Raw genomic sequence first — 20,061 nt, 5'->3', positions numbered from 1 at the left:
GGTGTCGCGGGTCGACGCCGCCACGGACCGGGTCGCCGACCTCGTGGTCGACCGACCCGGAGCCGTCGTCGCGGCGTTCCTCCTCGTGACGCTGCTGTTCGCGGCGGGGCTCGGCAACGTCTCGACGGAGGCGGGCACGGAGCAGTTCACGGAGGACAGCCCGGCCCAGGTCGCCTTCGACCGGGTGAACCGGGACTTCCAGCCGGCGTTCGAGCCCGACGAGGGGACCACCCAGCTCATCCACCGGTCGCAGAACGTGCTCGCCCGCGAGGAGCTGCTGCGGATGCTGCGGACGCTCGAACGCATCGAGGACCGCGAGTCGCTCCGCGTGTCGTCCATCGCCAGCCCGGCCCGAACCGTCGCCCGCACGCTCGACCCCGACGCGACGGGGTTGGCGGCCGAGGTTCGCGCCGTCGAGGGCGCGACCGAGCGCGAGATCGACCGCGCGGTCAGGCGGGCCGCCGAGTCACCCGGGTTCCGGGCGTCGCTGAGCGAGGACTTCAACGCGCAGTCGGCCAGCGCGTCGGCGTCCATCTCGGTCGTCCGACACCGTCTCCCGGCGGGACTGGAGGAGACGGCCGGTGCGGGCGGGACCAGCCCGCTGACCGACATCCAGCTCCGGACCGAGCGCGTCGTCGAGGCAGGCGGTGGCGACGTCATCGTCTTCGGGGCGGGGATCCTCTCGGAGGAGTTCTCGACCATCATCGGCGACTCCCTGCTCATCGTCGTCCCGGCGGCGGTGCTGCTCATCCTCGTCTTCCTCGTCGTCGCCTACCGCGACCTCGTCGACCTGCTGCTCGGGCTGGTGTCGCTGGCGATGGCGCTCGTCTGGACCATCGGCTTCCTCGGGCTGGCGGACATCGCCTTCTCGCAGCTGCTCATCGCGGTGCCGCCGCTGCTGCTCGCGGTCGGCATCGACTTCGGCATCCACACCATCAACCGCTACCGCGAGGAGCGGGTCACCGGCACCGGCATCGAGACGTCGATGCGGGTCGCGGCGCGCCAGCTCCTCGTCGCCTTCGGCATCGTCACCGCGACGACGGTCATCGGCTTCTCGTCGAACACGACCAGCGGGCTCGCGCCCATCCGCGAGTTCGGCATCGTCGCCGCGGTCGGCATCACGTTCACGTTCCTCATCTTCGGGGTGTTCCTCCCGGCCGCGAAGGTGTTATCCGACCGGATCGTCGCCCGGACGCCAATCCCGCAGTTCAGCCAGCGCCCGCTCGCACAGGAGGGCTCGGCGCTCGGGGCAATCCTCCCGGTCGGCGTCGAGGTAGCCCGACGCGCCCCCGTCGTCTTCCTCCTGCTCGTCGCGGCGGTGACGGCGGGTACCGGCTACTACGGCACCGGCGTCGACACCTCCTTCTCCGACGAGGACTTCCTCCCGCCCGAGGAGACGGCTGCGTTCCTCGACGAGCTCCCCGAGCCGTTCGCGCCGGGCGAGTACACGGTGACGGCGACGACGAACTACCTCGAGGCGAACTTCGCCGCCGCCGAGGACGACACCGTCGTGCTGTACGTCGAGGGACCGATGCGCCGGAACGACGCCCTTGAGGCCATCCAGCGCGCGAACCGCGACCCGCCCGACTCGTTCGTCACCGAAGGGAGGGAGGCCCGCTCGGAGAGCATCCTCGACGTCATCCGGGCACATCAGGAGCGCTCGGACTCGTTCCGCCGGCTCGTCGCCCGGAACGACCCCGACGGCGACGGCATCCCCGAACGCAACCTGGAGCGGGTGTACGAGGTGCTGCTCGACTCCGAGTCCGGCGACCAGGCACGCCGGTTCATCACCGAGGACTTCCGGAGCACCCGGGTCGTCTACACCGTCGAGGCCGATGCCGAACAGGCGGAGGTGACCGCCGACGCCCGCGAGCAGGCCGACCGCTTCCGGTTCGAGGCGACCGCGACGGGCGCGACGGTCGTCTTCCAGGACATCGCCGACACCATCCTCGCCTCCGCCATCCGGAGTCTCGCCATCGCCTTCGCCCTCACCGCCGTCTTCCTCGTCGTCGTCTACCAGCTGCTCGCCGGTCGGCCGTCGCTCGGCGTGGTCAACCTCGTCCCCATCGCGGTGACGCTCGGGCTCATCGCCGGCTCGATGCGCTTCTTCGGCGTGCCGTTCAACGCGCTCACCGCGACCATCCTCTCCATCACGCTCGGGCTCGGCATCGACTACTCGGCCCACATCGTCCACCGGTTCGTCGACGAGTTCGAGGCGCGCGAGGCGGTGCTGCCCGCCATCGACGCCACCGTCCGGGGCACCGGGGGCGCGCTCACCGGCAGCATGCTCACGACGACCGCCGGGACGGGCGTGCTCGTCCTCGCCATCACGCCCGTCCTCGGCCAGTTCGGGCTGCTCACCGCGCTCAGCGTCTTCTACTCCTACCTCACCGCCATCGTCGTCACGCCCTCCGCGCTCGTCGTCTGGGGGCGGCTCAGCGGCGCCGCCCTGCACCCCGATCGGGCAGGTTTCGTTCACGTTCGCCACCCTGATTCAACAGATTGAAACCGACCTGTTTCGTTTCGAAGTACAGTGAGCACTCAGCCGTCCGACAGCATCACGGAGGGCGGACTGGTGCGACCGATGTTCCGGCTCGCCTGGCCCATCGTCGCCCTCCAGCTCCTCCAGGTCACGTACAACATCGCCGACACGTTCTGGCTCGGCCAGTTCGACACCGACGCGCTGGCCGCCATCAGCCTCGCCTTTCCCCTCATCTTCCTGCTCATCTCGCTCGCCGGCGGCTTCACCGCCGCGGGCAGCATCCTCGTCGCGCAGTACACCGGCGCCGACAGCGACACCTCCGCCGGACGGGTCGCCGGCCAGACCCTCTCGTTCGTCTCCGTGCTCGCCGTCGGGCTCGGCATCCTCGGCTACTTCCTCACCGAAGACATGCTCGCCGCGCTCCCCAGCCAGCAGGAGACCAAGGAGGCCGTCATCCCGCTCGCCGCCGACTACATGGAGGTGTTCTTCCTCGGCATCGTCTTCATGTTCGGCTTCTTCGTCTTCTCGGCGCTGATGCGCGGCTACGGCGACACCAAGACCCCCATGCGGGTGATGCTCGTCAGCGTCGCCATCAACGTCGTCATCGACCCCATCCTCATCTTCGGCGTCGGCCCCGTCCCCCAGCTCGGCATCCAGGGCGCCGCCATCGCCACCGTCGCCTCCCGCGGCATCGGCTCCATCTTCGGCGTCTACGTCCTCTTCTTCACCGACGCCGGCCCCAACGTCGACGTCTCCCACCTCAAACCCGACCTCGGTGTCATCAGAGACATCGTCCGCCTCGGCGTCCCCACCGCGCTCGAACAGTCCGCCAGCGCGTTCGCGATGGTCACGCTGACCGCGATGATCGTCCTGTTCGCGCCGCCCGTCGTCGCCGCCTACGGCCTCGGCAACCGCATCGCCTCGCTCATCTTCCTCCCCGCCATGGGCCTCGGCCGCGCCACCAACACCATGGTCGGCCAGAACCTCGGCGCGGAGAAGCCCGAGCGCGCCGAACGTGCCGTCCTCCTCGCCGCCGGCGCCGCCTCCGGCATCCTGCTCGTCGTCGCCGTCCTCGTGTACGCCTTCCCCGACCCGCTCGTCGAGGCGTTCGTCAGCGAGGACATCGAGAACGCCCGGGCCACCATCGACTTCAGCTCCGAGTACATCCGCATCCGCGCCTTCGAGTTCGCGTTCATCGGCCTCCTCCAGGTCGTCCTCGGCGCCTACCGCGGCGCCGGCAACACCAAGACCGCCCTCGCGTTCTCCCTCGTCGCACTCTGGATCGGCCGCGTCGCCACCGTCGGCGTCCTCGCGTTCGACCCCATCCCGCTCGTCGGCACCATCCCGTTCACCACGTTCACCGGCTACGGGCTCGGCCCCCGGGGCTTCTGGATCGGTATGGCGCTCGGCAACATCGTCGGCGGCATCGCCGCCGCGCTCTGGTTCACACGCGGCACCTGGAAGGAGGCCTACATCGAGCGCGGGGTCGGGGAGTCCGCGTCGCCAGCTGGCGGCGAGGAGTGAGCGGTTCACAACCGTTATAGCATCGGATGGGCAATGCGTACCTGAGGGCCCGTAGCTCAGTGGACAGAGTGCTTGGTTCCGGACCAAGATGTCGCGGGTTCAAATCCCGTCGGGTCCGTTTTGCTGCGAACGAAGTGAGCAGTGAAAACGCAACCCGCGGGATTTGAATCAGGGAGGACACGCGCAGCGAAGCGAGCATGTCCGACCGAGGTTCAAATCCCGTCGGGTCCGTTCCCTCGTTTCACGTCGGTCACTCCCCCGACGTACTCCCACTCGCTCGCTAGCGCTCGCTCGCGGGAGTCCCGTCGGGTCCGTCCACCGAACAGTCAGTCGCCAGTGCTCAGGTTCGACAGGCGAGTCTGCTTCGCATCCGAGGGGTAGACGATCTTCATGGGCAAGCCACGTTCGTCGGTCGGCACTGACCGGGGGAGCGTCAGTTGCCGTTCGGGTGGACGCTGTGCAGTGGTCGCTGCGACCAGTGCGTCGACGATGTCGTCCACGTCGCTCACCATCGGTGCATAGCCGGGGGTCGTGTACCGGTCGACGGACTCCTCGACGATCTCCGTCGCGTTCGGGTTCTCGTCCGCGAGGAGTGCCGTCCGTTGCTGGATTCCCGCGTCGGTTCTCTTGGAGGTCTCGAGCGGGTTCCGTCCGTTCAGGGAGTAGAAGCAGACCTCGGGGTGGGTCTCGTGCAGTCGGTCACGGGCACTGGGATTCATGTCGAGGAACTCGTCGACCTCGCGGATTCGGGGGACGATGCCCCACGCCTGGTTCTGGATGCTGAAGTCGGCAGCGTCCTCGTTCATCGCCTTCGCCTCGTCGAGGTTCTGTTCGTAGACCGCCTCCCGAACGGGTGTGTAGAACACGCTCCGTTGCTGGTGCGCCAACTTCTCCTTCGCCTTCACGTCGCAGGCTCGCTGTTGCTCGCTCGGAAGACCGATCGGGATGTCGATGAGGATGCGTGTGGCGTCGCTGTGGTACTTCCAGACGCTCCAGATGGATGGGAACAGATCGGTCTCCCAGTCACCGTCGTCCCGGAGAATGACGCCGAACCACCCCTTCGAGGCCCAGTCGAGACCGACGTACTTCGTCATGCTGGTGCATACACCAATCTCTGTGTTAACTCTTGATTCTGGCCGCCTCGTCTCTCAGGACGGTCACGGCGAGAGTGGCGAGCCGGATCGTCACACGCAGCTGACCGGTGGGTGGCGTCGAGTGGTCTCGGGACGGCGTCGGGGTCGGAGCGCAGGTGTGCCAGCTCCTGTCGGTCAGGATGCATAGCCTCATTACTGTCGCTCTCCTACCAGTATAGATGCCAACTACCGACCAGACGTATCGCCGGCTCCGCCAGTTCAACGCGGTGATGGCCGTCCTGCACTTCGTACAGGGCGCGCTGATGATCTACCTGAGCAGCACGCTCGAGTGGACCATCACCATCACGAGTCTCGAGTTCCAGGCGGACGCCCAGCGTCTCCAGCCCGTCCTCGAACCGTGGACGACCATCCAGCTGTCGTACCTCGTCGCGGCGTTCCTGCTGCTCTCGGCGCTGGCGCACCTGCTCATCGCGACGGTGCTGTACGACTCCTACGTGTCGTACCTCGAACGGGGGATGAACCCCTACCGCTGGTACGAGTACACGGTCAGCGCCTCGGTGATGATCGTCGTCATCGCGATGCTGGCTGGCGTCTGGGACCTCGGGACGCTCGTGGCGCTGTTCTCGCTGGTCGCCGTGATGAACCTCATGGGGTGGATGATGGAGCTGCACAACCAGACCACCGAGCGTGTCGACTGGACGGCGTACATCATCGGGACGTTCGCGGGCATCGTGCCCTGGGTCGTCATCGCCATCACCATCCTCGCCACCATCGCCGGGAGCGACGGCGGTGGGCCGCCGGACTTCGTGCTGGCGATCTACGGCAGTCTGTTCGTGTTCTTCAACCTGTTCGCCATCAACATGGTGCTGCAGTACCGGGAGACCTGGCGGTGGCAGGACTACCTCTTCGGCGAGAAGACGTACATCGTCCTCAGTCTGGTCGCGAAGTCGCTGCTGGCCTGGCAGGTGTTCTTCGGGGCGCTCAACGCCCCCGTCTGAGGGCGACCGGGGCCGCTCCTCGCGGCCGCTGTCACCCGCGCCGTCGGGGACCCTGTCCGTGGCGACCATCGCGACTACCGCCAGCCAAACACCCTTCACACCGCTCTTCGAAGCGCCCGGCATGGAACGCCTCCAGCGATTCGAACACCTGAAAGACCGATTCCGTCAGGGCGAGCAGGTCACGGGCGGCTGGGTCTCCATCCCGCACGGCGAGGTCGCCGAGCTCACGGCCAGACACGACTACGACTTCGTCTGCGTGGACATGGAGCACGCACCGACGGACGTCTCTGACCTGGGCGACCTCGTCCGGGCGATCGACGCGGCCCCGGGCGACACCGTCCCGCTGGTCCGCGTGCCGGGCAACGACGAGGTGGTGATCAAGCGGGCGCTCGACGCGGGCGTCGGCGGGCTGATGGTGCCCAGGATAGACACCGTCGCGGACGCCGAGGCGGTCGTGGCGGCCTCGACGTACCCGCCCGAGGGCATCCGCGGGACGGCCGGCACGAGGGCCTCGGGCTTCGGCGCGGACCTGCCAGAGTACCTCGACGGGGCGGACGACGCCATCACCAGAATCGTCCAGATTGAGACCCTGTCGGCGGTCGAGCAGGCGGCCGACATCGCCGCCGTCGAGGGCATCGACGCGCTGTTCGTCGGGCCAGCGGACCTCTCCGTGGCGCTCGACGTACCGCTGGACTACGGGGCCGTGATGTTCGAGGAGGCCGTCGAGGCGGTCGTCGGGGCCGCCGGGGACGCGGGGATTCCGGTCGGCGTGTTCGCCACGGACCCCGACCGGTTCGGGACGTGGGCGGGCATGGGCTTCGACTTCGGCATCATGGGCTACGACGCCGGCTTCCTGCGGGCGGGGAACGAGCGGCTGCTCGCGGCGTACGACGAGGACTGGGGCTGAGCCCCGGCGGGCGACCGGTTCGGTTCAGTCGTCGGCGACGGGCTGGTCGGGGCGGTACTCGCGACTGATCGCCTTCCACTTGCCCGAGGTGAACCGCCAGTAGTTGATGGCCGCCGGCACGGTCGTCTCGGCGAGGAAGGAGAGGTAGAGGCCCCAGATGCCGAGCGGTGTCACCGCGCCGAGGTACGCGAGCGGGATGGCGACGCCGAACATCCCGATTGCCTGACTGTAGAACGGCCAACGGGTGTCGCCGCTGGCGTCGAGTGGGCCGGCGGTCGCGGCCTTGACGCCGCCCGCGATGACGGCGACACAGGCGGCGTAGACGAGCCCCCGGGCGACCGGGACGGCGGTGTCGCCGGGGTCGCCGACGAACGAGGCGACGATGGGGTCGGCGAAGACGGCGACGACGACGGCGGCGACGGCGTAGGTGGCGACGGAGAACGCGATGATGTCGCGGGCGTAGGCCTCCGCCTCGGCCTCGTCGCCGGCGCCGAGCTCCTGTCCGACGAGGCTGCTGGCGGCGAGCCCGAAGCCCCAGCCGGGCGTGTTCATCAGCCCCCAGATGCGTCGGCTGATGACGTAGGCGGCGACGACCGTGGAGCCGAACAGGCCGACGATGGCGAGCATCGGGAACTTGGCGACGGTCCAGACGAGGTTGCGGCCGACGACGGGGAGGCCGATGCGGACGAGGTCGCGGAGGTCGGCGAGGACGGCGTAGGAGCCGGTGGGCGACACCTGCACCGGGAGCTCGCCGAGGAGGGGGAGCCGTCCGGCGGTCAGCGCGACGGCGAACACGCAGGTGATGAGCGCGTTCGAGAGCACGGTGCCCCACGCCGCACCCTCGACGCCGAGGCCGACCCCGAAGATGAGCACCGCGTTGAGGCCGATGTTCGCGGCGGCACCGCCGGCCCGGAGGACCATCGGCGTCCAGGCGTCGTCGAGACCGATGTAGATGCGGCTCCCGACGAGGTTGAGGCCGGCGAACGGCACCCCGAGGGCGAGTATCTTGAGGTACGCGCCGCCGAGCTCGACCGGGCGGCGCTCGCTCGACAGCAGGTCGACGAGTTCGTAGGGGACCGACCAGAACACGGCGGCGACCGGCACGGTGACGACCACGACGAGGAGCGCGCTCGCCCGGATGGCGTCGCCGAGCTCGTCGAACGCCTCGCCGCCGAAGCGCTGGGAGACGAGGGCGATGGTACCCGCGGCGAACCCGCCGCCGAGGGAGAAGGCGACGCCCCAGTACGGCGAGGCGAAGCCGACGCCGGCGATGGCGGTCCGGCCGACCGCCACACCGACCATCGCCACGTCGACCGCGTTCTTCGACATCCGCGCGAGCCCCGTGACGATGCGCGGCCAGGCGAGGTCCGTCGTCCGGCGCACGTGCTCCCGGGAGACGAGGCCGACGCGGGCCAGTGCGAGCCCGATCCAGAGGATGCAGAGCCGGACGGGGTTCGGCGGACTGTACACAGGGTAGCTATTTCGAACCGAAACAAATGAGTTGCGTCTCACCGGCAATCGACGTTCCGTGCTCCGTGCAAGGACCCGTCTTCTGTGCAAGGACACGTCTGGAAAGTTCAAGTATTAGAATTCTGATGTACTATCCCGGGTCTCGTGTTCCCGGTCTAAATCAAGGCGAAACCTGTATATTCAGGCAACATTGATATGTGCGTCTGCCCTCCAGCGAGTAGTAGTGGTCACACCTACGTCATGTCCTCTCGACTACGGAACCGTGGTCCGACTGCAGCGAATCTCCACTGCTGACTCCCTCGAGTAGCTACGCTAATGTTCGTCCAATTCCATCTCGACTCTCCACTCCTCGACCGGGCCGTCTCTGCGGACAGCGACGTCACGATCGACATCGAGAAGCTCGACTCCTCACCGAGTGTCCCACTGCGCGTCGTCTTCTGGGCACGCGGTGACTCCTTCGACGACTTCGAGGACGCACTGGCGCTCGACCCGACCGTCGAGGCGTTCACCGTGCTCGCGAGCGAGCAGTCCCAGCGGATGTACTGTGTGGTCGTCGCAGAGGGTGTCCCCTGTGTCGACCTGTACGCCCGTTCCATCGACCTCCACGGTGTCCTCATCGACGCCACCCGGGATCGCTCGGGGTGGACGATGGAGATGCTGTTCCCCGACCGCGACGCGTTCGGCTCGTTCCGGCGTGCCTGCGACGAGGCGGAGCTCTCGGTGACCGTGGAGTCCATCCACAGCGGTCAGGTCGGCCGGACGAACGCGGACGCCGACCTCACGCCCGCCCAGCGGGAGATCCTCTCCCGCGCCGTCGAGGTCGGCTACTTCGACATCCCCCGGGAGACGACGCTCAGGGGGCTCGGCAACGATGTCGGCGTCTCCGGACAGGCCGCCTCCGAGCGACTGCGCCGTGGCATGGAGACGCTCGTCCGCGAGACGCTCACCGACAATCTGGACGAGGAGTAGCTCAGTCGTCTGCGGTCCCGGCGACCGGCCTCGTGCCCTCCAGCCCGGCTTCTGCCGTCGGCGTCAGCGAGTTGACGACCGAACGGCCGTCGCGTTCGCGCTCGACCAGCCCGTCGTCCGCCAGCCGGTCGAGGTGGTGGGAGACGGTGCTCGGGTCGAGGTCCAGCTCGTCGGCGACCAGCCCGTTGTGGGCGGCCCCGCGCTCGGCCAGCGTCTCCAGGACGGCCGCCCGGGACGGGTTCGCCAGCGCGGCGTGGAGCGCGACGTCGCTTGTCGCGACCGGGAAGTACCGGCGCTTCCCGTCGATCTTCGCGCTCGTGACGACGTTCTCCTCCTCGAGGATGCGGACGTGGTGGCGCACGGTCGAGAGCGGCACGTCCGTCGACTCGCTGAGCGCGGAGAGGTAGACGCCCGGCGCGTCCTCGACGACCTCGTACACCGTCGCGCGGTCCTCGTGCTCCAGCGGGTCGGAGTCGTCGTAGCGGCTGTACCGGAGCAGGACCGCGATGGGGTCGAACTCGCCCAGCGCGTCCCGGAGCCGGTAGAGCGTCGCACTGCCCCGGGTCGCGGCCGCGCCCCCGGCGACGACCGCCACGCCGGCGAGTCCCGCCCCGCCGGCCGCGAGTCCATCGGTCGGCAGTGCGGTGTACCCAGGCAGCCCCGGGAGCGAGAGGAGCGGTGCGTCGTCGCTCCCGGAGCCGGCCTCGACCGCGCGGTCGTCGGTTATCACGCCACCGACCGCGCCGGCGTCGACGGCCGTCCCGGCCACCGAGACCGGTCCGTCGGTCGGCGCGTCACTGGGCCCCGTCGCCCCGCCGTCGCTCACGCCGGCACCTTCGCCCGTCGCCGCGGAGTGCGACCCGCCTTCGTCGCCGAGCGTCGAGTCGACCGCGCCGCCTGTCGCGAGGGACCCGTCGCCGCCGAGGCTGCCGTTCGCGTCCACGCTCCCGTCGGCCGTGACCCCGTCCCCGTCGGCGGTCACGGAGCCGTTCAGGCTGCTGTTCACGGTGCCGTTCGTCGCGGTTGTCCCCGTCAGCGAGAGCCCGTCGTCGAGGGTACCCGTCGCCGTACCGGTGACCGTCTCGTCGCCGACAGCGACCGTGGTGCTCGCGGTGGCCGTGGCGTCGACCGAGTCCGTCGCCGTCTCCACCGTCTCTGTCGTGGTGTTGGTGACGGTTTCGGTCGTGTCGGTGGTGTTGGTGACGGTTTCGGTCGTGTCGGTGGTGTTGGTGACGGTTTCGGTCGTGTCGGTGGTGTTGGTGACGGTTTCGGTCGTGTCGGTGGTGTTGGTGACGGTGTTGGTCGTGGTGTCGGTCGTGTCGGTGGTGTTGGTGGCGGTGTCGGTGGAGGTGTCGGTCGTGTCGGTGGTGTTGGTGGCGGTGTCGGTGGAGGTGTTCTCGACGGTGTCGGTGGAGGTGTCCGTCGTCTGGTTGGTGGTGTCGTCGACGCTGTCGGTCGTGTTCGTCGTCTCGTCGGTGGTCGAATCGGTCGTGTTGTCGGTGGTGTCGTCGACGCTGTCGGTGGTGCCGTCGAGCGTCCCGCTCGTCGAGTCTGTCGTGTTGTTGTCGGGGAGGGCAGCGGTGCCGGCGGCCCCGACGCTGGTGACCAGCGCGAGGCAGACGACGAGTACGGCGAGGGCGACCGCGGTGACACCACCCTGGCGTGTCATCTCACCGCACACCTTGCGGAGACATCGATAAAGCTCTTTTCCATCGGTACGGGGGGTCACAGCGGACGTTTGGACGGGTTTGTCAATAACCCCTTTTCCCTCCCGTCCAGCCTCTCGGACGACGACCCATGAGCACAGACCCCACGGATCGCGACGACGGCGTCTCCCGACGCACGTTCATGCAGACGACAGGCATCGCCGGCGCTGCGCTGCTCGGCCTCGGAGCCGGGAGCGCGGCCGCCGAGACGAGCGAGCTCGACCCGACGTTCTTCAACTGGCGGGCCCGCGAGGCGAGCAAGGTCTGGGACCGCGGCTACCGCGGGCGTCCCGATCGAACGGTCGCACTCACCGACTCCGGCGTCGAGGCGCGTCACCCCGACCTCGGCCCCTGGAACGGCGTCCGCGCGACGGTCCGCGACGGCGAGCTCGTCATCCCGAAGCACGAGCAGGCGCAGGTGCCGGTCGACGCGGGCGAGTCGTTCTCCGGCACGCTCGGCCCCGGCACGTTCGCGAACCCGTCGCAGAACACCCACGAGTTCGAGACCCCGTCGAACGTCGAGGGCATCGACGCGACGATGACGTGGACGCCCGAGGACGTCCAGGACAACGGCGAGGACATCGAGCTCTACCTCGACCGACGCGTCGACGGCGAGTGGGAGCGCGTCGCCGCCTCCACGAAGGGAACCCAGCCCGAGGAGATCACGAACTACGTCGCCGGCGGCGAGCGCTACCGCTTCGTCGTCGAGACGTGGTTGAACGTCACCTGCGAGTACGAGCTCTCGGCATCGTACTACCGCCTGCAGGGGGAGTTCGTCGCCGACGACCCGAGCGTCGTCTTCGAGGAGGTGGGCTCGGGCGCCGACGACCCGAAGACCGTCGGCTGGTTCGACGCCGGCCCGCGCTACGGGAGCTACGACGAACCCCGCGACCCGAACGGTCACGGGAGCCACTGCTCGTCCATCATGGCCGGCACCGGCCGAGGGAGCGCCATCGACCCCGAGACGGTCACGACCGAGGCCCCCGGCGAGGTGCTCGCGCTCGGCGACACCCGCCAGTACGAGGTCGAGGCCGAGGCCGGCACCGGCGTGTTCGGCTCCGCCTACGGCACCGCCATCGAGGTGCTGCTGCAGGGCCCAGACGGTGCCTCGCTGGACACGGCCGAGGTCGGCGGCGACACCTCGCTCGGGGACAACGCGGTCGTGGAGGCACCCGCTGAGACGACGGGCACCTACACGGTGATCGTCCGCCCCGTCGGCGGCGAGGTCGCCTCCACCGGGAAGGTCGAGTCGGTCAGCGTCGGCGCGTTCCAGGACCCTGAAACCACGAACGGCGACCGGACCGGCTCCCCCAGCGGTCTCCACACCGGCGTCGCGCCCGACCAGAGCCTCGTCGGCCTGCAGGGCCTCTCCGGCCCCACCGGCCAGCTCGCCGCCCACGCCGACGCGTTCGCGGCGATGTTCAACATGCGCGCCGTGAACATGTCGTGGGGGTACACCGGCGGCCTCCCGCTGGGCTCCGTCGGCGGCATCCTCGACACCATCCCCGGCGGCATCAAGGACATCGCCGAGGCGGGCGTGCTCACCTGCGCGGCCGCCGGCAACGCCGCGACCCCCGCGAACGGGAACGGCTCGCCGGCCATCGCCGACGAGTGCATCTCCGTCACCGCGACGGGACCGCTCGACGGCCTCTCGGCGTACTCCTCCGGCGGCATCGGCGGCATCGACGAGGACGACGACGGCGTCTACATGAAACCCGACGTCTCCGCGCCCGGTGGCCTCGTCGACGACCTCGTCAACGCGGCCCAGACCGGCGCGGCCGACACGCCCGAGGACGAGCAGCCGGCGATCCGCGACTACACCGGGAAGGCCGGCACCTCGATGGCGACGCCGTTCACGACCGGCGTCACGGGCCTCGTCGCACAGGCGATGGAGGAGGACGCCCCGGCGTCAATCGCCCTGGCTGCTCCCGACGAGACGGACATCGAGGACGTCTACCGCCTCAAGCAGGTCCTGCTGGCGACGGCCTCCGAGACGGCCCTCACGGCCGCTCCCTACCACCGCGCCCACCCCGCGACGTACGACTTCGGCGGCCGCGACCCGTACGAGGGCTTCGGCCGGGTCAACCCCGACGCCGCGGTCGACGCCGTCACCCGGGAGCTGTCGGACTCGGTCGACGCCGTCATGGGGCTGAACCGACCGGACGACGCCCGCGCGGTCGCCGGCTACGTGCAGGCCGGCCCCGGCACGGTCGACGTCTCCATCGCCTTCGACCACTACGGCGGCGGCAACGTCGGCATGACCGCCGGCTCGCCCCACGTCGACCTGTTCGTCTACGACGCCGAGGCGCCCGCCTCGAACGGCGAGCCGAACGTCCTCGCCCGCGCCCAGGGCCTCCAGGGCGAGGCGAGCGCGACCGTCGCCATCCCCCGGGACGCCGACGAGCACACCCTGTTCGTCGTCGCCAAGCTGGTGAACGTCCCCGGCGTCGTCAACGGCTACGACGTGCAGGCCCACTGCACGCTCGACGTGGCGACCGAGGCCGGCTTCTTCGTCGCCGGCAGCCGCGAGGACGACGGCTCGGCGTTCACCGGCGGCCAGACCAACCACGTCCAGCTGACGGTGAACCCCTCCGCGGACAGCCAGCTCCGCGACCTCGTCCCCGCGGAGTGGGACGTGCTCACCGAGTACTCCGACGACGTGGCCAGCGTCGAGGAGCGCGACGGCGTGCAGTACGTCTCCTTCGAGACCGACGCGGTCGCGGACACGGAGACCACCGTCGAGTACTTCGTCGAGGCCCCGAGCGGGCTGGAGACCACGAGGGGCTACACGTTCGGTCCGGCCGAGGTGAAGCCGAGCGAGGCCCGCGGCTGGGTCGCCGTCACCGGGACCAGCGAGACCGACGTGGTCGTCGGCGCGGAGAGCTGACCACGCGACGCAGGACCAGCCCGCCCCCGACCCACTCGCCTCATCCGCCCCGTCCCGGCTCCCGATGACCCGCGACCAGTCGGCATCCGACCGACGCGGTGACTGGTCGGTCGGCCCGATAGCGGCGAGGGACTGCTGGGTCTGACGGGGTGGCACGACACCACCGGCGGTGCTGCCCCACCGCCGGCCGACCGCTCCCCCTGCCACATCGGTGCGCCACGAGGCAACGCCACCACCACGGAGAACCACAAGACAGGTGTCGTCGCCGCCCCTCGCTCTCTTCGTGCGACGGATCGCTGACCGCCACGTCTTCGGCGTCGCCGTCGACGCCGAGACACGCTGTACCCACTACGACGCCGAGTACGACGTGCTGTCGCTTCGGTTCGGCTGCTGTGAGCGGTTCTACCCCTGCTTCGAGTGTCACGACGCCGTCGCCGACCACGCCCGCGAGCCGTGGCCCCGCGACCGGTTCGAGGAGGTCGCGGCGCTCTGTGGTCGCTGCGGCGCGGGCCTGACCGCGAGCGAGTACCTCGATTCGCCCGACGCCTGCCCGGCCTGCGGCGGCGCGTTCAACCCTGGCTGTGCGGCCCACCACCAGCTGTACTTCGCGGGCGAGTAGCCCGGTCCCGACCCCGTCCGGGCGACGGACACGGACCAAAAAGGTTGTAGCGACGTGGCCGCAACCCTCGCCGCAACGACCGACTCGCAATGTCCACACGAACCCACGTCCTCGTCCCGCTCGCGCTCGCCCTCCTCGTCGCGCTCGCCGGCTGCACCGCCCTCGGCGGCGGCAGTGCCCCGGCCGACGACAGCCGCGGCGAGGGACAGGAGATCCGGAGCGAGGTCGCCAACGAGATGGCCACCGTCGACTCCTACAACTTCTCGATGGTGACGTCCATCGAGTTCGGAGACAACGAGCAGGTGACCGAGTCCAACGGGACGGTGAACGTCGCCGCCCAGCGCATGGTCACCGACAGCGTCACCACCGTGCGGACGAACTCCTCGCGGACCAGACAGGCCTCGACCGCCTACGTCTTCGGCGACCAGCAGTGTCTGAACCTCGAGGGCAGCTGGGAGCAGTCCACCGTCGCCCGGAGCCCGTGGCGCTCGGCGACGAACGTCAGCGTCCTCACCGAACTGCTCAACAGCTCCAGCGCGACGCTCTACAACGACACGTACAACGGGGACGACGTCCACGTCATCGTCGTCGAGCCGAGCGACGAGGCCGTGCAGCGGCTGCTCGGTGACACCGGGTCCGACGTCGAGTTCAACGACGTGACCTACACGCAGTACGTCGACACCGAGTCCAAACGGCTCCTGCGGTCGGACATGAACGCGACCTACTTCACCAGCGGACGGGAGGTCGACCTCTCCGTCTCGATGCGGTTCTCCGATTTCGATACCAGTCACGAGATCGAGCTGCCCCCGGCGGCTGCGAACCCCGAGCGGGAGAGCGGCCCGTGCTGGGAGATGGCGAACAGCTCGAACAGCTCCGACGCGAGCGTCGCGCTGTAACCGCCGGTCGCGCTACAGGTTCTCTCGCTGGTAGCTGCCGTCGTACTCCTCGACGTGCTCGGCCTCGGCGAGCACCAGCTGGGCGATGCGCGCGCCCTCGGCGAGCTCGACGTCGTGGTGGACCTGCAGCAGCCCCTCGCCACGGCCCTCGTAGCCGGCGTCCCAGACCGCCGTGTTCAACATACACGAGTTGCGCATCAGCGACGAACGCGGGTAGACGAAGCCGACGTGGCCCGACGGGATGGCGATGCGCTCGCCGTACCGGGCGACGTACGTGCCGGCCTCGAGGTAGTACGTCGGCGTCCCCTCGTCGGTGTACTGCTCGGACTCGAGCTCCTGTCGGTCCCCGATCTCCTTGCCGTCACGCCGGATGCGCCCCGGCTCGCGCTGTTCGAACACGGCCTCGACGGTGAGGTCGACGCCGTTCGGCTGGACCTGGTCGTCGGTCGTCGGCGACACGTGCTCCGCGACGAACTGCCCGGAACGGTACATACGCGAGCGTCCGAGTCGAGCGGAATGTAGCTTGCGAGTTTGGGCGACGACCTCACAGTCGCTCGCGGAGCCGTGGGTAGTGCTTGTAGAGCCAGCCGTGGGCGACGGCAGCGACCGTCACGAACCCGATGCCGACGACCGTCGGGAGGGTCATCCCTCGGTCGACCACCCGCATCTGCCCGTCCGGGGGGGACGTATCCTGCACCGGCGCCGCGTCGCCGAAGACGAGCGGGAGGACGACGACGGCGTACACGACGCTGGCGAGCAGGAGCGAGACCGCGAGCCCTGCCAGGTACCATCTGACGGAGACGCTGCTCGTGCTGTCGGTCATCCCGTCGAGGCTCACAGAGAACGGAAGAAAAACTGTCGGCGGGGTCGGAGTGGCGTGGTCCCGCCGCACCGGGTGCCGACCGTGGAGCACGTTGGCAAGGATTGCGCGAATCGACAGCCATGGGCCCGAAAACCGCACGGTCGTCCATCCAAAACACGCGGGATTTATGGTCGCGGACGGCCGAACTTCACCTTGCTATGGGACAGACGCTTACAGAGAAGATTCTCGATGACCACCTCGTCGAGGGGGAACTCGAAACAGGCGAGGAGATCGGTATCGAGATCGATCAGGTCCTCACCCAGGACACCACGGGAACGATGGTCTGGCTGCAGTTCGAGGCGATGGGTCTGGACGAGGTCCAGACGGAGATCGCCGCGCAGTACTGCGACCACCAGACATACCAGTTCGACTTCAAGAACACGGACGACCACCGCTTCCTCCGGTCGGCCGCCGGCACCTACGGGGCACACTTCTCTCGCCCCGGCAACGGTATCTGCCACAACGTCCACAAGGAGAACTTCGCCGCACCCGGCAAGACGATGCTCGGGTCGGACTCCCACACGCCGACCCCGGGCGGGCTCGGTGAACTCGCCATCGGCGCGGGTGGCATCGACGTCACCGTCGCGATGGGCGGTGCGCCGTACTACATCGAGATGCCCGAGGTCGTCAACGTACGCCTCGAGGGCGAGCTCCCCGAGTGGGCGACCGCGAAGGACGTCATCCTCGAGATGCTGCGCCGGCTCTCCGTGAAAGGCGGCGTCGGCAAGGTGCTCGAGTACACCGGCCCCGGTGCCGAGACCCTCTCCGTGCCCGAGCGGACCACCATCACCAACATGGGCACCGAACTCGGCGCGACCTCCTCCATCTTCCCGACGGACGAGAAGACGAAGGAGTACCTCGCGAAGCAGGACCGCGAGGACGAGTTCGTCGAGATCGGTCCGGACGAGGACGCCGAGTACGACGACGAGATCGTCGTCGACCTCTCCGACCTCGAACCGCTCATCGCCGAGCCGTCCATGCCCGACAACGTCGTCCCCGTCCGCGAGGTCGAGGGCGTCGAGGTCAGCCAGGTCATGATCGGCTCCTGTACGAACGGCGGCTACGAGGACATCCTCCCGGCCGCGAAGATGGTCGAGGGCCGCGAGATCAACAAGAAGACCGAGATGATCGTCGCGCCCGGCAGCAAGCAGGCCTCCGAGATGCTCGCCCGCGACGGCTGGGTCGCCGAGATGATGGCCGCCGGCGTCAACTTCTCCGAGGCGACGTGTGGTGCCTGTATCGGCATCGGCCACGTCCCCGCCAGCGACTCCGTCTCCCTGCGTACGTTCAACCGCAACTTCGAGGGCCGCTCCGGCATCGACGACGACTCCGTCTACCTCTGCTCCCCGGAGGTCGCCGCCGCCGCAGCGCTCAAGGGCGAGATCATCGACCCGCGCGACCTCGCCGACGAGCTCGGCGACCTCGAGGCACCCGGCTTCGAGCTCCCCGACCAGTACGACGGCTCGAAGGCCGACCTCATCGCACCCGACGAGGCCGTCGACGACGAGCTCGTCAAGGGCCCGAACATCAAGGACGTCCCGCTGAAGGACGAGCTCGACGCCGAGCTCTCCGGTGAGAACCTCCTCAAGATGGAGGACAACATCACGACCGACCACATCACGCCCGCGAACGCGGACGCCCTGATGTACCGGTCGAACATCCCGGAGTACGCGAAGTTCACCCTGACCCGGATCGACGAGACGTTCCCCGAGCGCGCGAAGGAGGCCGGCGGTGGCGTCCTCGTCGCCGGCGAGAACTACGGCCAGGGCTCCTCGCGTGAGCACGCCGCCATGTGCCCGATGTTCCTCGGCATCGACGCCGTCTTCGCACAGAGCTTCGCGCGCATCCACCGCGCGAACCTGTTCAACTTCGGCATCGTGCCGTTCCTCATCGACGAGGACACGTACGCGAAGATCGACCAGGGCGACGAGCTCACCGTCGTCGACGACATCCGCGATGGCGTCGACTCCGGCCAGGAGGAGTTCACCGTCAGCGTCAACGACGACTGGGAGTTCACGGCGACGCTCAAGGCGTCCGAGCGCGAGCGCGACATGCTCGCGGTCGGCGGCAAGCTCCCGTGGACGAAGCAGCGCGCACAGGGCGGCTCCGGCGCGGCGCCCGCGGACGACTGAACTCGCAGCTCACTGCAGCACCGACCTCGTTCTTTCGACGCGCTCAACACGAGGGAGTGACAACGCGAGCCCGATGCGCTCGCTGAAGCACGCGCTGGCGGGACTACTGCTCGGGGTTCCGGCCGTCGTCGCCTGGGCCTCCGGGGCGGCGTTCGTCTTCCCGAGCCTCGGTCCGACCGCGTTCGTCCTCACGAGCGGGCAGGACCCCGGCCCGCGACGCGTCGTCGGTGGCCACGTCGTCGGGGCACTGGCGGGGCTGCTCGCCCACCGGACGGTCGCCGCGGGGCTCGTCGTCCAGACCGAGGCGGCGGCGTTCGCGCCCGCACAGGGCCGCATCGCGCTCGCCGGCGTGCTCGCCGTCGCTGCCACCGCGGTCGGGATGCGCGCGACCCGGACGGTCCACCCGCCAGCGTGTGCGACCACGCTCATCGTCTCGCTCGGCCTGCTCGCCACCCTCCTCGACGTGGCGGTCATCGTCCTCGGTGTCTGTCTCCTGTACATAACGTTCCGGGCGGGCACCCACGTGATTGATAATCGCGCCAGCCGTACTGTCCGGCCGTGACGACCGTCACCCGGGACGCCGCGGACGACGACCTCCACATCCGGCAGGCCGAGCACGCGGACCTGCTCGCCGTCTTCCGCATCGAGAAGGCCGTGTTCCCGCAGCCGTGGCCGTTCGACGCATTCCAGCGCTTCCTCGAGGAGCCCGGCTTCCTCGTCGCGACGGAAGCGGGGAAGGTGACCGGCTACGTCGTCGCCGACACCATCCCGAACCACGGGCGCGCCCTCGGGCACATCAAGGACCTCGCGGTCCACGAGTCGCGCCGCGGGGAGGGTATCGGCCGCCGGCTGCTCGCCCGCGCGCTCGCGACGCTCGCGACCCGGAACGCCACCTCCGTCAAGCTGGAGGTCCGCGTCGGCAACGAGCCCGCGCGCTCGCTGTACGAGGACTTCGGCTTCGAGGCACTCCGGCGCGTGCCGCGGTACTACGACGACGGCGAGGACGCGCTCGTGATGGTCCGAGACCTCTGAGAAACGCAAGTTCCTTTCCTGCCGAACGCCTGCAGTCGGCCATGGGATACGAGTGTCCGGTCTGTTCGGTGCCACACGCCGACGCCGAACATCTGGCGAACCACCTCGCGTTCACCGCGATGCTCCACGGGGACGAACACGAGGACTGGCTCGCGGAGCACGCTCCGGAGTGGGAGTCGTCGAACCCGGAGGCGCTCGCGCCGGTCGTCGCCGAGGCGGTGCCGGAGACGGAGTTCGACCAGGTGTTCGAGGACACGACGGACGGCCACGACCACGAGCACGGCAGCTTCGAGGACAGGGTCGCCGAGGGCGTTCGCGGTGGTCCCAGCGGGCGAGCGACCGGCGACCACGAGGACGTGCTGCAGGAGGCGCGCGAGCTGACGCGGCGGATGCACGAGGACAGCGAGGAGGCATCGGACGACGAGGAGACGGACGCAGCGTCCGACACCGAAAGCGAGTAACCGTTCCCGTTCTGCACTCCAG

The 20,061-nt window shown here is 69.1% G+C and carries 17 protein-coding genes and 1 tRNA gene; 13 read left to right on the top strand and 5 right to left on the bottom strand.

The features are described from left to right. Position 1: 1 nt before the first annotated feature. From ACSG06_RS20775 to ACSG06_RS20765, 3 genes are all read left to right on the top strand, one after another. Entirely contained in the window at positions 2-2,506 is a 2,505-nt protein-coding gene (locus ACSG06_RS20775; RefSeq protein WP_440992200.1) for an efflux RND transporter permease subunit, read from the top strand. 27 nt (positions 2,507-2,533) lie between these two features. Beyond that, positions 2,534-4,006, top strand: coding sequence for an MATE family efflux transporter (locus ACSG06_RS20770; protein WP_440992199.1), 1,473 nt, complete (start codon positions 2,534-2,536; stop codon positions 4,004-4,006). Between the two features lie 45 nt (positions 4,007-4,051). Continuing rightward, positions 4,052-4,124: transfer RNA gene (locus ACSG06_RS20765), tRNA-Arg, on the top strand. A gap of 208 nt (positions 4,125-4,332) precedes the next feature. On the opposite strand, the gene ACSG06_RS20760 is transcribed toward ACSG06_RS20765, so the two are convergent. Continuing rightward, positions 4,333-5,100, bottom strand: coding sequence for a DUF429 domain-containing protein (locus ACSG06_RS20760; RefSeq protein ID WP_440992198.1), 768 nt, complete (start codon positions 5,098-5,100; stop codon positions 4,333-4,335). Positions 5,101-5,318: 218 nt separating this feature from the next. Here ACSG06_RS20760 and heR point away from each other — a divergent pair, with 218 nt between their 5' ends. After that, a complete protein-coding gene (heR, locus tag ACSG06_RS20755; RefSeq protein WP_440992197.1) occupies positions 5,319-6,098 on the top strand; it encodes a heliorhodopsin HeR in 780 nt (259 codons plus the stop codon). Positions 6,099-6,219: 121 nt separating this feature from the next. Further along, a complete protein-coding gene (locus ACSG06_RS20750; protein WP_440992196.1) occupies positions 6,220-7,005 on the top strand; it encodes an HpcH/HpaI aldolase family protein in 786 nt (261 codons plus the stop codon). Between the two features lie 24 nt (positions 7,006-7,029). Here ACSG06_RS20750 and ACSG06_RS20745 read toward each other — a convergent pair whose 3' ends face one another. Further along, complete coding sequence (locus ACSG06_RS20745) at positions 7,030-8,475, bottom strand: MATE family efflux transporter (protein WP_440992195.1); 1,446 nt, start codon at positions 8,473-8,475, stop codon at positions 7,030-7,032. A 315-nt stretch (positions 8,476-8,790) separates the two neighbouring features. Here ACSG06_RS20745 and ACSG06_RS20740 point away from each other — a divergent pair, with 315 nt between their 5' ends. After that, positions 8,791-9,444, top strand: coding sequence for a helix-turn-helix domain-containing protein (locus tag ACSG06_RS20740; RefSeq protein ID WP_440992194.1), 654 nt, complete (start codon positions 8,791-8,793; stop codon positions 9,442-9,444). 1 nt (position 9,445) lies between these two features. Here ACSG06_RS20740 and ACSG06_RS20735 read toward each other — a convergent pair whose 3' ends face one another. Further along, positions 9,446-11,113, bottom strand: a complete 1,668-nt coding sequence (locus ACSG06_RS20735; protein ID WP_440992193.1) for a winged helix-turn-helix transcriptional regulator — start codon at positions 11,111-11,113, stop codon at positions 9,446-9,448. A gap of 128 nt (positions 11,114-11,241) precedes the next feature. Between ACSG06_RS20735 and ACSG06_RS20730 the strand changes: the two genes are divergently transcribed. The 3 genes from ACSG06_RS20730 to ACSG06_RS20720 all read left to right on the top strand — a co-directional run bounded on the left by ACSG06_RS20730 (position 11,242) and on the right by ACSG06_RS20720 (position 15,552). Continuing rightward, on the top strand, positions 11,242-14,037 hold the full coding sequence (locus tag ACSG06_RS20730) for a S8 family serine peptidase (RefSeq protein ID WP_440992192.1): 2,796 nt from the start codon (positions 11,242-11,244) through the stop codon (positions 14,035-14,037). A 283-nt stretch (positions 14,038-14,320) separates the two neighbouring features. Further along, positions 14,321-14,656: a CHY zinc finger protein gene (locus ACSG06_RS20725; protein WP_440992191.1), complete on the top strand. Its 336-nt coding sequence runs from the start codon at positions 14,321-14,323 to the stop codon at positions 14,654-14,656. 89 nt (positions 14,657-14,745) lie between these two features. Further along, positions 14,746-15,552 carry a hypothetical protein gene (locus ACSG06_RS20720; RefSeq protein WP_440992190.1) on the top strand — a complete coding sequence of 269 codons (807 nt, stop codon included), beginning with the start codon at positions 14,746-14,748 and terminating at the stop codon, positions 15,550-15,552. 12 nt (positions 15,553-15,564) lie between these two features. Here ACSG06_RS20720 and ACSG06_RS20715 read toward each other — a convergent pair whose 3' ends face one another. Further along, positions 15,565-16,044: a deoxyuridine 5'-triphosphate nucleotidohydrolase gene (locus tag ACSG06_RS20715; protein ID WP_440992189.1), complete on the bottom strand. Its 480-nt coding sequence runs from the start codon at positions 16,042-16,044 to the stop codon at positions 15,565-15,567. Positions 16,045-16,096: 52 nt separating this feature from the next. Then, on the bottom strand, positions 16,097-16,375 hold the full coding sequence (locus tag ACSG06_RS20710; protein WP_440992188.1) for a hypothetical protein: 279 nt from the start codon (positions 16,373-16,375) through the stop codon (positions 16,097-16,099). Between the two features lie 197 nt (positions 16,376-16,572). Between ACSG06_RS20710 and ACSG06_RS20705 the strand changes: the two genes are divergently transcribed. The 4 genes from ACSG06_RS20705 (at position 16,573) to ACSG06_RS20690 (ending at position 20,039) form a co-directional block, all read left to right on the top strand. Beyond that, positions 16,573-18,546: an aconitate hydratase gene (locus tag ACSG06_RS20705; RefSeq protein WP_440992187.1), complete on the top strand. Its 1,974-nt coding sequence runs from the start codon at positions 16,573-16,575 to the stop codon at positions 18,544-18,546. Between the two features lie 73 nt (positions 18,547-18,619). Next, positions 18,620-19,108 (top strand): HPP family protein, encoded by a 489-nt coding sequence (locus tag ACSG06_RS20700; RefSeq protein ID WP_440992186.1) that lies wholly within the window; start codon positions 18,620-18,622, stop codon positions 19,106-19,108. Beyond that, positions 19,105-19,578: a ribosomal protein S18-alanine N-acetyltransferase gene (gene rimI / locus ACSG06_RS20695; RefSeq protein ID WP_440992185.1), complete on the top strand. Its 474-nt coding sequence runs from the start codon at positions 19,105-19,107 to the stop codon at positions 19,576-19,578. The genes ACSG06_RS20700 and rimI overlap by 4 nt, the downstream gene beginning before the upstream one ends. Positions 19,579-19,619: 41 nt before the next feature. Then, a complete protein-coding gene (locus ACSG06_RS20690; RefSeq protein ID WP_440992184.1) occupies positions 19,620-20,039 on the top strand; it encodes a DUF5810 domain-containing protein in 420 nt (139 codons plus the stop codon). Positions 20,040-20,061 lie beyond the last annotated feature (22 nt).

It is taken from the genome of Haloarchaeobius baliensis (assembly GCF_052060055.1).
GTDB classification, from domain to species: Archaea; Halobacteriota; Halobacteria; order Halobacteriales; family Natrialbaceae; genus Haloarchaeobius; species Haloarchaeobius baliensis.
The sequence above is the reverse complement of the archived record's forward strand: the minus strand, read 5'-3'. Positions and strand labels throughout refer to the sequence as shown.